Source organism: Pseudomonas sp. GW821-FHT09C09, from assembly GCF_059418105.1.
In genome coordinates, this window is record NZ_JBWKPF010000007.1 from 334,167 (window position 1) to 346,426 (window position 12,260).

The following is a 12,260-nucleotide window of genomic DNA, read 5'->3' on the forward strand; positions in this document are numbered from 1 at the left end:
TACCAACTGAGCTACGCCCACCATATCGCGTTACTTGTGCCAAAGCTGCCTAATGGCGCACCCGGCAGGACTCGAACCTGCGACCATCCGCTTAGAAGGCGGATGCTCTATCCAGCTGAGCTACGGGCGCCTTGTTAGCTGTACCCTTGGAGGACTACAAACTAAGTGCTTTCCAGTCTCGCAAAACCTTGATTTCGCTCGACCTTCTTAACCAGTGCTAGGCTGTGCCCGACAAGTGCGACGAATAGTATAGAGCGACCTGCAGGTCGTCAAATCCTTTTTGAAAAAAATTCATTTAATTAAAGGGCTTAGGGGAATTTGCTGACCAAGCGCCTTTGCCCTCACCGTTTGACATGCGAGAATGCGTTCTCTTTTTTTCCCCTCTCGATGGTTAATCACGCGCAATGACTGCACAACTAATCGACGGCAAATCAATCGCCGCCAGCCTGCGCCAGCAGATCGCCCAACGGGTAGCCGAACGTCGCGAGCAAGGCTTGCGCACTCCCGGCCTCGCGGTGATCCTGGTCGGCAGCGATCCTGCCTCTCAGGTTTATGTCTCGCACAAGCGTAAAGACTGTGAAGAGGTCGGCTTCCTCTCCCAAGCCTACGACCTGCCTTCCGAAACCACTCAGGAAGCACTGACCGATCTGATCGATCGACTGAACGACGACCCGGCAATCGACGGCGTTCTGCTTCAACTTCCTCTGCCTGAGCACCTGGACGCGTCCAAGCTGCTGGAGCGTATCCGCCCGGACAAGGACGTCGACGGTTTCCATCCTTATAACGTCGGCCGTCTGGCCCAGCGCATTCCGCTGCTGCGTCCGTGCACGCCGAAAGGCATCATGACCCTGCTGGAAAGCACCGGTGTCGATCTGTACGGAATGGATGCAGTGGTCGTCGGCGCTTCCAACATCGTTGGCCGCCCGATGGCCATGGAGCTGCTGCTGGCCGGCTGCACCGTGACCGTGACTCACCGCTTCACCAAGGACCTGGCCGGCCACGTCGGCCGCGCCGATCTGGTGGTGGTTGCCGCCGGCAAGCCGGGCCTGGTCAAGGGCGAGTGGATCAAGGAAGGCGCGATCGTGATCGACGTCGGCATCAACCGTCAGGACGACGGCAAACTGGTCGGTGACGTCGTGTACGAAACCGCCCTGCCCCGCGCCGGCTGGATCACACCAGTACCGGGCGGCGTCGGCCCGATGACCCGTGCCTGCCTGCTGGAAAACACCCTCTACGCGGCAGAAACCCTGCACGCTTAAAGCGCTTTTTCCGCTCCAGAAGAACCCCGCCTTGTGCGGGGTTTTTCGTATCCTCGAAAAAACCTTTACCGTTCGCCGGAAACCCCTATTTTTACAGGGCTTTTCACGACTTTTTCATGCCCTTCAAACAACCATCGACAGATCTTCAGCCATACTCCTAGAATGCGTCGTTTTACGACACAGTCCGTTACAAAAAACGGCATTTCCAACCTTCATGAGTTCGCCCGCGTGAATATTCGTCTGTCCATCCTGAGCCTGGTTTTTGCATTTTCAGGCACGCTCCTCACGCCAACGGTCAACGCCGCCGAAACCACCGCTGCCCCCCGAGACGCTTCACAGTTGAAGATTGCCTCCGGCAGCGCCCTGCTGATGGATCTGCAGACCAACAAAGTCATCTATTCCAGCAATCCGGACGTGATCGTGCCGATCGCTTCCGTCAGCAAATTGATGACCGGCCTGGTCGTGGTTGAAGCCCACCAGAACATGGACGAATGGATTGACGTCGACATCAGCCACACCCCGGAAATGAAAGGTGTGTTTTCCCGGGTCAAACTGCGCAGCGAACTGCCGCGCCGGGAGATGTTGCTGATCGCTTTGATGTCCTCGGAAAACCGCGCCGCCGCCAGTCTCGCCCATCACTATCCGGGCGGTTATGCAGCCTTCATCGCGGCGATGAACGCCAAGGCCAAGGCGCTGGGCATGACCAGCACCCACTTTGTGGAACCGACCGGCCTGTCAGAGCGCAACGTTTCCACCGCCCGGGACCTGAGCAAATTGCTGATGGCTGCGCAAAAGCATCCGATCCTGACCGAACTCACCACCACCAAGGAAAAGACCGTCTCGTTCCGCAAACCCAACTACACCCTGGGTTTCCGTAACACCGACCACCTGGTCAACAAGGCCGACTGGGACATCAAGATCACCAAGACCGGCTTCACCAATCCGGCCGGCCATTGCCTGGTGCTGGTGACCCGGATGAGCAACCGCCCGGTCGCCCTGGTGATTCTCGATGCGTTCGGCAAGTACACCCACTTCGCCGATGCCAGCCGCATCCGCAGCTGGGTGGAAACCGGCCGGAGCACCAACGTTCCGGCGGTGGCCCAGCAATACAAGGCCGAGAAGAACCTCAAGGGTCGCCAGAGCGGCGTGGTCGAAGCGTCCAAGTAAATCGCGACACGAAAAAAAGCCCCGAACATTCGGGGCTTTTTTTCGTCTTCCGGTTCAGTCGTTGGGCAGCGGCATCTGGTCATCATCGGGAATACCGTCGCCGGCACTGGGGTCGCGCCGATGTTCCGGGGTTACTACGGCAGGACGAGCCAATGGATCGCGTAGCGGACTGTCCGGATCCAGCACTGGATCAACATCCGGTTCCGGCGTAGTCGGCACACTGTCCGGTTTATGGTCGTCAAAGCTCGAATCGGTACTCATACGCACCTCTCATTCGGGTAATCACCCGAAAAAACGGGCGTTACCCTTAAGAGCGTAGCTGCGCGCCAGGGTGCCCGTCAGGAGACGGACGGAACCTCACTTCGCTTCCAGTGCCTTGCGCGCCTGCGCCGCCTCACGCTCCTGGCCGGCCTGAGCCAGTTCATCAGCCGCTTTCAGCCAACGCTGACGATCGACTGCTGCCGGGAGCTGCGAAGGCTTCTGAATCAATACCGCCCAGCCACCCGACTTCTCGAGCGCCGATTCAAAAGAACTGAAACTCATCAGTTCACGACGGTTCATCCCCGCGCGCAGCAGAACTTTCTGCTTCTTGCGGTCATAGCCGGAAAGGATTGCGTACCGCGGCTCGGCCCAGAACGCCGATCCCTCGCTGAAACGCACCATCACCGGGTAACCCGCCGCGACCTGGGTCAGCAGCGCCGGCAAACGGGCATCTACCGGGTACACGACCATGCCGTATTCGCGGGCCAGGTTCTGCATATTCTGCTGAAGCTTGTCCTCGGCGCCCGGCAGGTGCAGAGGCTTTTCCAGCAACCCCGGGGTGATCACGATGCCTTGCTGCGACAACAGACTGGCCAACACCTGCGGCCCGCTCTGATTGGCTTCGCCCCGATAGAAGGTGCCGCTGAGCTCGACCCGCTCCGGCAGACGCTGGACTTCCGGCGCCACACTGCCCGCACACCCCACCAAAGCTGTCACGCAACCGGCCACCAGCAGTGCCATGCGAATCCGGGAAAATAGCTGCACCATCGTCACTCTCTTGATCAGTTACCGGTCATCGTGTTCCGGCTTGGTCGAGGATCATAGGACGGCGCAACGCTGCGGTATAGCCCAAAGGGGCAGATGCATCGGCTGCATAGAGCGAAGTGATTGGTCACCACCGACCTTTGGTCAATAGCCTGAAACACGCCAGCGACTAGACTGTCACTCGAAAGACAGCAAAAGAGTGAGCGCCCGACGCAGGGCAAAGAGGAGGCACCGATGAGCCTGACCATGACCATTGTGATGTTGATTGCCGGCTGGCTGGCCGTTGCCGCCGCCATGTTGTGGGGCGTGCTGCGGATTTCCCGTCGCCACCACTACCCTGTGCAACCTGCACCGATCAAGAAGATCGAAAAACACAACGCCCGTCACGCCACCGCGCACTGACGTCTTTCAATCGATTCAAACGAAAAAGGCCGCGTGACTCTTGCGAGTCAGGCGGCCTTTGGTTTTCCAGTGATTACGCTTGTGCGGCCAGTTTCTTCATCTTGGCGCGACGGGACATCATGTTCAGCACTTCAATCGCTACCGAGAACCCCATCGCGGCATATACATAACCTTTCGGTACGTGGGCGCCGAAACCTTCGGCGATCAGCGTCATGCCGATCATGATCAGGAAGCCCAGGGCCAGCATCACCACCGACGGGTTGTCGTTGATGAACTTGGCCAGCGGGTCAGCCGCAAACAGCATCACCAGTACCGAAACCACCACCGCGATCACCATGATCGGCAAGTGTTCGGTCATGCCGACTGCAGTAATAATGCTGTCGATCGAGAACACCATGTCCAGCATCAGGATCTGCCCGATGGCGGCGGCAAAGCCCAGAGTTACCGTCGAGGTCGCCGACTTCGGATCGTCCGGCACCGGGTCCATGCTGTGATGGATCTCGGTCGTCGCCTTCCACACCAGGAACAGACCACCGGCGATCAGGATCATGTCCTTCCAGGAAAACGCCTGACCCAGAACCTCGATGACCGGCTCGGTCAACTGCACGATAAAGGCGATGGTGCTCAACAGCGCCAGACGCATGATCAACGCCATGCCGATACCGAGGCGGCGAGCCTTCTGCCGATACTGCTCGGGCAGCTTGTTAGTCAGGATCGAGATGAAGATCAGGTTATCGATGCCAAGCACGATTTCCATCACCACCAGTGTGGCCAAGGCAATCCAGGCCGTCGGGCTGGAAGCGAGTTCTAACAGGTATTCCATGGGTCAGTCCTGACTCTTGTAAGACGATTTAGATGGTCTTGGAGGAAGATTCGGATTTTTCCGCATCTTTTTCCGGGGCTTCTTTTTTCTCGATCAGGCCGCCAGTGGCCTCGCTGAGTGCTTGTTCAGCAGCTTTGTGCGTGTCGTCAATCGCCTGCTTGGCGCTCTCGGCGGCCTTGCCCATCAATTGCTGGGCGCTTTTTTCGGCCTGGTCGCAACCCGCCATAAGCAGTAAAGACGTAAACATCAGTGCCGGGATCGTGTATTTCATAAGACTTCCTTCGAATGAACAGACAGGGTCGCAGACCGCCCGTCGATGGCTGGGCATTCTAGGGAGACAAACACTTCAGGAAAATTCGTATTTTTAGCGGCTATACTTCGATTTATACGAACTGTATTTGACGGACCAAACCCCATGCTCAATTACCGACAACTGCATTACTTCTGGGTGGTGGCCAAGACCGGCAGCATCGTGCGCGCCTGCGAGCAACTGAACCTGACGCCGCAGACCATCAGCGGGCAGATTTCCCTGCTGGAACAGACCTACGGCATCGAATTGTTCCAGCGGGTCGGCCGGCAACTCGAACTCACCGAAGCCGGGCGCCAGGCCCTGCCCTACGCCGAGCAGATGTTCCAGCTCGGCGGCGAACTGGAACTGATGCTGCGCGCACAACCCAACGAACAGCAGATTCTGTTCCGGGTCGGCGTGGCGGACGTGGTGCCCAAATCCATCGTCTATCGCCTGATCGCACCGACCATGGAATTGAGCGAACCGCTACGCATCACCTGCCGCGAAGACAAACTCGAACGATTGCTGGCGGATCTGGCGATCCAGCGCCTGGACCTGGTGATCTCCGACAGCCCGATGCCGTCGCACCTGGACATCAAGGGCTACAGCCAGAAACTCGGGGAATGCGGGATCAGTTTCTTCGCCACCGCCGAGCTGGCGGCGTTATACGGCCAGGACTTCCCCCGCAGTCTGCACGGCGCGCCGCTGCTGATTCCCGGCGCGGAAACCGTGGTACGCAGCCGTTTGCAGCGCTGGTTTGCCGAGCAGCAGATTCAGCCGAGGATTGTCGGGGAGTTCGACGACAGCGCCTTGATGCAGGCGTTCGGCCAGTCCGGCAGCGGGATTTTCATCGGCCCGAGCGTGATTGCCGATGAGGTGAAGCGCCAGTACGGCGTCGAGCTGATCGGCCAGACCGATGCGGTGAGTGAGTCGTTCTACGCGATCTCGGTGGAACGCAAGGTCAAGCACCCCGGCATCAAAGCGATTACCGAAGGTGCCCGACGCGAGCTGTTTACAGAGTTTTAAGCCGGCGCGCAGACGTCGCGCGGCTTGAGCACCATCAACACCATGGCGAGGAAGATCGACAACAGAATGAACCCGGCTGCGGCGAAACCGACGAAGCCCAGGCCGGCACTGTCAATCACCCGACCGCCAATGATCGCGCCCAGACCAATCCCGAGGTTGGCCCCGGCAATGTTCAGCGACGCGGCGAAGGCCGGCGCTTCAGGTGCCGCCTTCATCAAGCGCACGTGACTGACCAGAAACAACGCTGCTTGGGTCACACCCCAGATCCCCATGGCCGCCGCCAGACCCAGCGACGAATTGATGTTCGGCACCAGCGCCACCATCCCGGGGATCATGAACGCGCAGAACATCACCGAGGCCATCAGCGGATGGCGATCGACTGCGCGCCCGCCCAGCGAGTTGCCGATCAGGCCGACCGCGCCAAAGCCCATCAGACACCAACCGACCACGGTGCCATTGAAGCCGGCCAGACGCTCGAGGATGTCCGCCAGATAGGTGTAGGCCGTGAACATGCCGCTGAACACCAGGATCGACAGCAATACATGGCCAAGCATCAGCGGACTGCGCAGGATCTTGAACTGCGAAGCGAAGCTGACCTGATGCTGGTGCAGGCTGGTTTTCGGCAGGTAGACAAACAGCAGCAAGGCCTTGGCGAACGCGATCACCGCCAGAATGGCGAACGCGCTGCGCCAGCCGAACGCGTCGGAAATCAGCGTGCCCACCGGAATCCCGAATACGGTGGCGCAGACAATGCCGAAGCCGATCTTGGCAATGGCACGACCGGCGAAGTCCGGGCCGACGATGTCCACGGCGGTTTCACTGGCCAGCGCCCAGAACACCGGCAACCCCAGCGCCGGTATCAACCGCGCGAGGGCCATGACCCAGATGTTCGGCGCCAGCGCCGCCACGGTATTGGCCAGACCAAACATGATCAGGATGGTGATGAACAGTTTGCGCCGTTCGAAGCGGGCGAAATATGCGGTCAAGAAAGGACCGAACATGGCCACGGTGAAAGCGAATAGAGTCACCAGCAACCCGGCTTGCGGGATGGTGACGGCCAGGTCTCGGGCAATCGCCGGCAAAAGGCCGACGATGACGAACTCCGTGGTCAGCACCGTGAATCCGGCGGCAGACAACAGAAGGATGGGCAACAGCATGAGGAACTCCAGCAAAACGACGACACCAGCGTTGACCCGAGGGCCCGCCGGCAGAACTTGAAAATAAGGATGCGCAATCTTAACAGAGTGTTTCCCGAGTGACTTGCACAAACCTGTCTATGTTGCCGAACGTTTCGGTGGCAGATCGTCACAGGCCTGAAGGATAAGGCCCACGCTGTGATAAAGTCCGCGCCCTGCAAAACGTACACCCTGTTCAGCCGCCCGTTTAACGGCGTGGCTGTCGCGTCATTCCTTTCGGTTCGTGTCTGTGGCCTGCCCCCGATTCATCGCCCGGATCACGCAACCTTGCACCCTATAAAAAACCAGAGATGCCGTTATGACCGCTTCATCCCCTTCTCTATTGCAACGCCTGAAAAGCCTCAGCCTGGTCACGCAGATCCTGATCGGCCTGATTGCCGGCATCGCCCTCGCGCTGTTCGCGCCGGAAGCTGCCAAGGGCACCGCCTTCATCGGCAAGGTGTTCGTCTCGGCGCTGAAAGCCGTGGCGCCGATTCTGGTGTTCGTACTGGTGATGGCCTCGATTGCCAACCACAAGCACGGCCAGGAAACCCATATCCGGCCGATTCTCTTCCTGTATCTGCTGGGCACTTTTGGTGCTGCGGTAGTCGCTGTGGTTGCCAGCACGATGTTTCCGTCGCATCTGGTCCTGTCCACCGACAACGTCGCCGTGACGGCGCCGGGCGGTATCGGTGAAGTCCTGCAAAGTCTGCTGTTGAGCGTGGTCGACAACCCGGTCACTGCACTGATGAACGCCAACTTCATCGGCATTCTGGCCTGGGCCATCGGCATGGGCGTCGCCATCCGCCACGCCGGTGACACCACCCGCGAAGTGGTCAGCGACCTGTCGAACGGCGTGACCCTGATCGTCCGTGTGGTGATCCGCTTCGCGCCGCTGGGGATTTTCGGCCTGGTGGCCTCGACCCTGGCCACGTCCGGTTTTGGCGCCCTGGTCGGCTACGCCCACCTGTTGGCGGTGCTGTTGGGCTGCATGGCATTCGTGGCGCTGGTGATGAACCCGCTGATCGTGTTCTGGAAGCTGCGTCGCAACCCGTACCCGCTGACGCTGAAATGTCTGCGTGAAAGCGGCATCACCGCGTTCTTCACCCGCAGCTCGGCGGCGAACATTCCGGTCAACCTGGAACTGAGCAAACGCCTGGGCCTGCACGAAGACACTTATTCGGTTTCGATTCCTCTGGGCGCGACCATCAACATGGCCGGAGCGTCGATCACCATCACCGTGCTGACCCTCGCCGCCGTGCACACCCTGGGCATCGCCGTGGACATCCCGACCGCGATCCTGCTCAGCGTTGTCGCCGCAATCTGCGCGTGCGGCGCGTCCGGTGTAGCGGGCGGTTCGCTGCTGCTGATCCCGCTGGCGTGCAGCCTGTTCGGTATCCCGAGCGAAATCGCCATGCAGGTGGTGGCGGTCGGCTTCATCATCGGCGTACTGCAGGATTCGGCCGAGACGGCGCTGAACTCCTCCACTGACGTGCTGTTCACCGCTGCGGCTTGCCTGGGCGAAGAACAGAAAGCCCAACGTCCGGCGTAAACACCGAGCGCAACAAAAAGCCCGCCAAGGCGCAAACCTTGGCGGGCTTTTTTGTTGCCGGGCGGTTTAGAACGCGCCCATGTAATCGCGCTTGCCGACTTCAACACCGTTGTGACGCAGCAGGTCGTAAGCGGTGGTGACATGGAAGAAGAACTGCGGCAGACCGTAGCTCAGCAGGTAAGCCTGGCCGGAGAAGCGCTTCTCTTTCGGGGTGCCCGGACGGGTCACGATCTCGATGCCTTCCTTGCCATTGATTTGCTCAGGCTTGATCTCGCCGATGAAGGCCAGAACCTTGGCGATCAGCGCTTGCAGCTCGGCGAAGGTTGTTTCGGTGTCGTCGTATTTCGGGATTTCGACTTCAGCCAGACGCGAGGAAACGCCTTTGGCGAAGTCCACGGCGATCTGCACCTGACGCACCAGCGGGAACATGTCCGGGTACAGACGCGCCTGCAGGAAGGCGTTCGGGTCGATGTTTTTCGCGGTGGCGTGGGCTTCGGCCTTTTTCAGCACATCGCTCAGGGCGTTGAGCATTTGTTGGAAAACCGGGACGGATGCGGCGTACAGGGAAATGGTCATGGCAGTCTCACGTGGTGGCTGGGTGAATCGTGGGGCGATTATAGCCATGCTCGCGGGCCGCGCGACTTGTCTTTTATCCAGCAAGGATTAGGCTAGGCGCCTTCGACTGCAGAGGGAACGCGCGATGTCCACAGAACTTGAAACCAACGTCAACGAACCACGGCTCAACGCCACGGAAATCCGCATTCTGGGTTCGCTGATCGAGAAACAGGCCACCAGCCCGGAAACCTATCCGCTGACCCTCAACGCGCTGGTGCTGGCCTGCAATCAGAAAACCAGCCGGGAACCTGTGATGAACCTGACCCAGGGCCAGGTCGGCCAGAGCCTGCGCGCTCTCGAAGGTCGCGGTTTCGCCAAGCTCGTGATGGGAAGTCGCGCCGACCGCTGGGAGCACAAGGTCGACAAGGCGCTGGAACTGGTGCCGGCACAATTGATTCTGACCGGGCTGATGTTCCTGCGCGGCCCGCAGACCGTCAACGAACTGCTGACCCGCAGCGGTCGCATGCATGAATTCGAAGACGCCGAACAAGTGGTGCATCAGCTGGAACGCCTGATCGCCCGGGATCTGGCGGTGCTGATTCCGCGTCAGGCCGGCCAGCGCGAAGATCGCTACACCCACGCGCTGGGTGACCCGGCGGACATCGAGGCGATTATCGCGGCGCGACAGAATCCGAGTGATCGCGGCGCTGCCAGCGGTGTGTCAGTGGAGCGCATCGAAGAACTGGAAGCGCGGATTGCGGCACTGGAAGAGCGTCTGGCCCGCCTCGAATAAGCATAACGGGGCGGCGTTACTCGCCGTCCCAGTAATCCACCCCGTCCGACTGCCGCGCCACCGCAACGAATCCCGAGGCATTGCCCTCGGCATCGATGCTGAAGTTATCCATTACCGCGTATTTGTTCGAGTCCGGGTATTCACAGATGTCCGGCTGCTGCTGGGTGCTGACCGCCAGGTAACGCAGCTCCTGCGAGCTGGTGTTGATGATTTGATGCGCCTTTTCCGGGCCGCCCGGCGGGCAGGCGATCACGTCGCCGGCGCGGATTGGGAAACGCTCGGCGCCCAAGCGCACCTCCCCTTCCCCGGCCACCACGTAGAACATTTCCTCATTGACCCGATGACTGTGAAACGGGCTGCCGCGCATGCCCGGCGGCAGCGCATACAGCCGGTAACCGAGCTTCTGCGCGCCCAGTTGCTGACCGACCCGGGCGAACCGCTGCTGATAACGCCCGGCGGTTTCGCCTTCGGGGGCCAGGGCTTCGGGCAACGGTTCGAGTTCGACATCATTCAGGTTGAGAATGGGCGGGTGCATGCAAACCTCGGTTTTTGTCGTGGGGCAAGTCTGTGCCTGCTGATCCGGCAGTATAGGCAATGACCAACCCCGACACCGAGATCAATCAGCTGCGGGCAAACGCCACCGCTGCATCGAACTGCTCGACCATCGGCCGCACGCCGGTGTACAGCACGAACTGCTCCAGCGCCTGGATCGCGATCACTTCCAGCCCGGTAATCACTTTTTTGCCTTCGGCGCGGCCGCGCACGATCAGCGGGGTTTCGGAGGGGATCGCCACCACATCGAACACGGTGTCGGCAGACTTGATCACATCTACTTCAAACGCCAACTGCCCCGCTTCCGGGCCACCGTCCATGCCGACCGGCGTCACGTTGATCAGCATCTGCGGGCGCTCATCGCCCAGATCCGCCTGCCACCGATAACCCAGGGACTCGGCCAGCGCACGGCCGGCGCGCTCGTTGCGGGCGACGATCAGACCGTTCTTGTAGCCACCATCGCGCAAGGCACTGGCCACAGCCTTGGCCATGCCGCCGCTGCCGCGCAGGGCGAAAGTCGAGTCTTTCGGCACCGCGTGGGTTTCCAGCAGTTGGGCGATGGCGATGTAATCGGTGTTGTAGGCCTTGAGATGGCCATTGGTGTTGACGATGGTGTTGATCGACTGGATCGCCGCTGCCGACGCATCCAGCTCGTCGACCAGGGCAATGCAGGCCTCCTTGAACGGCATCGACACCCCGCAACCGCGAATGCCCAGCGCCCGGATCCCGCCGACGGCGCCCGGCAGATCCTGGCTGCTGAAGGCCTTGTAGTAGAAATTCAGGCCCAGTTGTTCGTACAAATGGTTATGAAAACGCAGACCGAAATTCCCGGGACGCCCAGACAGGGACATGCACAATTGGGTGTCTTTGTTGGGGTTCATCTGCATGGGAGTCTCCTTCGAATGCACTTTCGGATGGACGGGATTAGCCAGACCATCGGGTTCTGAACGATCATAAGGCGGTCTGTTCCGGGCATCACAGCCGTTGCCTGAAACCCGGTAAGCAAGCCGGTACAGACCTTACACAAAATTTACCCAGCCGCCGTGCTGTTTTTCCAAATGTTGCTGTCTTAGAAGTATCCCCGCGCTATCCCGAGCCTGTTGCAGGCCCGGACGCCGGGTCGAAGAACCGAGGATTAATCATGATTCGTAAACTCCCCATCGTGGCCTTGTTGATTGGTGCATTCGCGATCACGGGTCAGGCAGAAGCCCACGGCGGTGGCTGGCAGGGTCCGGCGGTATTTGGTGCGATCGTCGGCTCGGCCATCATCGGCTCGGCGCTCATCAACCAGGATCGTCCGGTGTATGTTCAACAGCCTGTTTACGCTCAACCGGCGCCGGTGTACGTGCAACAACCGCCACCACCGGTCTACTACCAGCCGGCCCCGGTTTACGTACAACAACCGGTTTATGTACCAGGCCCGGTCTACTACGGTCCGCCCCGTGGTTATTACGGCCACCCCCACTACTACGGTGGTCGCTGGTAAGCACACAGACAGAGCCCCGCTTTACAGCGGGGCTTTTTTTGGCCTCAAGAAAGCCAACCGTCCGTCGGCCAACGTCTGAAAAAATCTCGCCAAGGTCGCTGTGGGGACAGTTTGAACCGTTAAAGTCGGCATGATGGACTTGACCGTCGGGCCGA

General features: G+C 60.0%; 15 protein-coding genes and 2 tRNA genes (1 of these 17 only partly in view). 7 read left to right on the forward strand and 10 right to left on the reverse strand.

Annotated elements, in window-relative coordinates:
* Positions 1–21, reverse strand: a tRNA-His gene (locus tag AC07NR_RS22765); it reaches 155 nt to the left of the window's first position.
* A gap of 32 nt (positions 22–53) precedes the next feature.
* Positions 54–130: transfer RNA gene (locus tag AC07NR_RS22770), tRNA-Arg, on the reverse strand.
* Positions 131–404: 274 nt separating this feature from the next.
* Here AC07NR_RS22770 and folD point away from each other — a divergent pair.
* Together folD and pbpG are read left to right on the forward strand one after the other, a co-directional pair.
* On the forward strand, positions 405–1,259 hold the full coding sequence (gene folD, locus AC07NR_RS22775; protein ID WP_085712473.1) for a bifunctional methylenetetrahydrofolate dehydrogenase/methenyltetrahydrofolate cyclohydrolase FolD: 855 nt from the start codon (positions 405–407) through the stop codon (positions 1,257–1,259).
* Positions 1,260–1,487: 228 nt separating this feature from the next.
* Positions 1,488–2,426 (forward strand): D-alanyl-D-alanine endopeptidase, encoded by a 939-nt coding sequence (gene pbpG / locus AC07NR_RS22780; RefSeq protein ID WP_085712474.1) that lies wholly within the window; start codon positions 1,488–1,490, stop codon positions 2,424–2,426.
* Between the two features lie 54 nt (positions 2,427–2,480).
* Here the strand turns inward: pbpG and AC07NR_RS22785 are convergent, their stop codons facing one another.
* Together AC07NR_RS22785 and AC07NR_RS22790 are read right to left on the reverse strand one after the other, a co-directional pair.
* Complete coding sequence (locus tag AC07NR_RS22785) at positions 2,481–2,687, reverse strand: hypothetical protein (protein WP_102621718.1); 207 nt, start codon at positions 2,685–2,687, stop codon at positions 2,481–2,483.
* 96 nt (positions 2,688–2,783) lie between these two features.
* Positions 2,784–3,455 carry a peptidase C39 family protein gene (locus AC07NR_RS22790; RefSeq protein WP_114884145.1) on the reverse strand — a complete coding sequence of 224 codons (672 nt, stop codon included), beginning with the start codon at positions 3,453–3,455 and terminating at the stop codon, positions 2,784–2,786.
* Positions 3,456–3,686: 231 nt separating this feature from the next.
* On the opposite strand from AC07NR_RS22790, the gene AC07NR_RS22795 reads away from it, so the two are divergent.
* Complete coding sequence (locus AC07NR_RS22795) at positions 3,687–3,854, forward strand: hypothetical protein (RefSeq protein ID WP_248741114.1); 168 nt, start codon at positions 3,687–3,689, stop codon at positions 3,852–3,854.
* A 73-nt stretch (positions 3,855–3,927) separates the two neighbouring features.
* Here AC07NR_RS22795 and AC07NR_RS22800 read toward each other — a convergent pair whose 3' ends face one another.
* Both AC07NR_RS22800 and AC07NR_RS22805 read right to left on the reverse strand, forming a co-directional pair.
* Positions 3,928–4,677: a TerC family protein gene (locus AC07NR_RS22800; protein WP_495079520.1), complete on the reverse strand. Its 750-nt coding sequence runs from the start codon at positions 4,675–4,677 to the stop codon at positions 3,928–3,930.
* A gap of 28 nt (positions 4,678–4,705) precedes the next feature.
* On the reverse strand, positions 4,706–4,948 hold the full coding sequence (locus AC07NR_RS22805; RefSeq protein WP_114884147.1) for a hypothetical protein: 243 nt from the start codon (positions 4,946–4,948) through the stop codon (positions 4,706–4,708).
* Between the two features lie 144 nt (positions 4,949–5,092).
* On the opposite strand from AC07NR_RS22805, the gene nhaR reads away from it, so the two are divergent.
* Positions 5,093–5,992: a transcriptional activator NhaR gene (nhaR, locus tag AC07NR_RS22810; protein WP_085712480.1), complete on the forward strand. Its 900-nt coding sequence runs from the start codon at positions 5,093–5,095 to the stop codon at positions 5,990–5,992.
* On the opposite strand, the gene AC07NR_RS22815 is transcribed toward nhaR, so the two are convergent.
* A complete protein-coding gene (locus tag AC07NR_RS22815) occupies positions 5,989–7,149 on the reverse strand; it encodes an MFS transporter (protein ID WP_495079521.1) in 1,161 nt (386 codons plus the stop codon). The genes nhaR and AC07NR_RS22815 overlap by 4 nt on opposite strands.
* A gap of 337 nt (positions 7,150–7,486) precedes the next feature.
* Here AC07NR_RS22815 and sstT point away from each other — a divergent pair, with 337 nt between their 5' ends.
* The gene (sstT, locus tag AC07NR_RS22820; RefSeq protein WP_423203873.1) at positions 7,487–8,719 is read left to right on the forward strand and encodes a serine/threonine transporter SstT; all 1,233 of its coding nucleotides are present in this window, start codon (positions 7,487–7,489) and stop codon (positions 8,717–8,719) included.
* A gap of 66 nt (positions 8,720–8,785) precedes the next feature.
* Here sstT and AC07NR_RS22825 read toward each other — a convergent pair whose 3' ends face one another.
* Positions 8,786–9,295: a DUF1993 domain-containing protein gene (locus tag AC07NR_RS22825; RefSeq protein ID WP_495079522.1), complete on the reverse strand. Its 510-nt coding sequence runs from the start codon at positions 9,293–9,295 to the stop codon at positions 8,786–8,788.
* Between the two features lie 124 nt (positions 9,296–9,419).
* Between AC07NR_RS22825 and AC07NR_RS22830 the strand changes: the two genes are divergently transcribed.
* Positions 9,420–10,067, forward strand: coding sequence for a YceH family protein (locus AC07NR_RS22830; protein ID WP_495079523.1), 648 nt, complete (start codon positions 9,420–9,422; stop codon positions 10,065–10,067).
* Between the two features lie 16 nt (positions 10,068–10,083).
* Here AC07NR_RS22830 and AC07NR_RS22835 read toward each other — a convergent pair whose 3' ends face one another.
* Together AC07NR_RS22835 and AC07NR_RS22840 are read right to left on the reverse strand one after the other, a co-directional pair.
* Positions 10,084–10,602, reverse strand: coding sequence for a cupin domain-containing protein (locus AC07NR_RS22835; protein ID WP_085712484.1), 519 nt, complete (start codon positions 10,600–10,602; stop codon positions 10,084–10,086).
* Positions 10,603–10,687: 85 nt separating this feature from the next.
* Complete coding sequence (locus AC07NR_RS22840; RefSeq protein ID WP_495079524.1) at positions 10,688–11,506, reverse strand: shikimate 5-dehydrogenase; 819 nt, start codon at positions 11,504–11,506, stop codon at positions 10,688–10,690.
* 254 nt (positions 11,507–11,760) lie between these two features.
* Here AC07NR_RS22840 and AC07NR_RS22845 point away from each other — a divergent pair, with 254 nt between their 5' ends.
* Entirely contained in the window at positions 11,761–12,105 is a 345-nt protein-coding gene (locus AC07NR_RS22845; RefSeq protein ID WP_025108898.1) for a hypothetical protein, read from the forward strand.
* The last annotated feature ends 155 nt before the right edge of the window (positions 12,106–12,260 follow it).

What these genes read in the sequence shown, in the direction of transcription:
- folD (WP_085712473.1), top strand. Translation starts at nt 405, where the DNA reads ATGACTGCACAACTAATCGACGGCAAATCAATCGCCGCCAGCCTGCGC.
- AC07NR_RS22785 (WP_102621718.1), bottom strand. Translation starts at nt 2,687, where the DNA reads ATGAGTACCGATTCGAGCTTTGACGACCATAAACCGGACAGTGTGCCG.
- AC07NR_RS22790 (WP_114884145.1), bottom strand. Translation starts at nt 3,455, where the DNA reads ATGGTGCAGCTATTTTCCCGGATTCGCATGGCACTGCTGGTGGCCGGT.
- AC07NR_RS22795 (WP_248741114.1), top strand. Translation starts at nt 3,687, where the DNA reads ATGAGCCTGACCATGACCATTGTGATGTTGATTGCCGGCTGGCTGGCC.
- AC07NR_RS22800 (WP_495079520.1), bottom strand. Translation starts at nt 4,677, where the DNA reads ATGGAATACCTGTTAGAACTCGCTTCCAGCCCGACGGCCTGGATTGCC.
- AC07NR_RS22805 (WP_114884147.1), bottom strand. Translation starts at nt 4,948, where the DNA reads ATGAAATACACGATCCCGGCACTGATGTTTACGTCTTTACTGCTTATG.
- nhaR (WP_085712480.1), top strand. Translation starts at nt 5,093, where the DNA reads ATGCTCAATTACCGACAACTGCATTACTTCTGGGTGGTGGCCAAGACC.
- AC07NR_RS22815 (WP_495079521.1), bottom strand. Translation starts at nt 7,149, where the DNA reads ATGCTGTTGCCCATCCTTCTGTTGTCTGCCGCCGGATTCACGGTGCTG.
- sstT (WP_423203873.1), top strand. Translation starts at nt 7,487, where the DNA reads ATGACCGCTTCATCCCCTTCTCTATTGCAACGCCTGAAAAGCCTCAGC.
- AC07NR_RS22825 (WP_495079522.1), bottom strand. Translation starts at nt 9,295, where the DNA reads ATGACCATTTCCCTGTACGCCGCATCCGTCCCGGTTTTCCAACAAATG.
- AC07NR_RS22830 (WP_495079523.1), top strand. Translation starts at nt 9,420, where the DNA reads ATGTCCACAGAACTTGAAACCAACGTCAACGAACCACGGCTCAACGCC.
- AC07NR_RS22835 (WP_085712484.1), bottom strand. Translation starts at nt 10,602, where the DNA reads ATGCACCCGCCCATTCTCAACCTGAATGATGTCGAACTCGAACCGTTG.
- AC07NR_RS22840 (WP_495079524.1), bottom strand. Translation starts at nt 11,506, where the DNA reads ATGCAGATGAACCCCAACAAAGACACCCAATTGTGCATGTCCCTGTCT.
- AC07NR_RS22845 (WP_025108898.1), top strand. Translation starts at nt 11,761, where the DNA reads ATGATTCGTAAACTCCCCATCGTGGCCTTGTTGATTGGTGCATTCGCG.